This is a genomic window from Chryseobacterium sp. BGARF1 (genome assembly GCF_001677955.1).
In the GTDB taxonomy this organism is placed as follows: Bacteria; Bacteroidota; Bacteroidia; order Flavobacteriales; family Weeksellaceae; genus Chryseobacterium.
On the sequence record NZ_LELA01000194.1, the window covers coordinates 1 to 343 of the forward strand.

Genomic DNA, 343 nt, shown 5'->3' on the forward strand with positions numbered 1-343 from the left:
CCGATGGTACTGCGAAAGCGGGAGAGTAGGTCGCCGCCAGTTTTTTTTAAAAGTCTCATACATGAATTTGTATGAGACTTTTTTTTTGCTCAAAACTTAGAGAATGAATCAATAATAAATAATTTTGCTGGCTCAGTCTCAAAAGTTGGGGACTAAGCAAAAATCTTGGATAATCTGAATAGAAAGAAAGATTTATCCTTGACGCCTCTGAGTCGCATTCTAAAGTTTTTGATTTTCGCATTGAAAGATTCCGCGGAAGCATTCGTGCTGCGTGCGTTAAAGTAATTGAGAATGTCATTATAGTTTAATATGATTGTTCTCGTTAAGGTATTGAATGATTTAA

The 343-nt window shown here is 35.6% G+C and carries 1 protein-coding gene; it reads right to left on the minus strand.

Annotation, left to right across the window (positions count from 1 at the left end; all coding sequences use genetic code 11):
- Nucleotides 1-152 precede the first annotated feature (152 nt).
- The coding region (locus AB671_RS22120; RefSeq protein WP_185114133.1) for a transposase at nucleotides 153-343 on the minus strand (191 nt) is incomplete at its 5' end.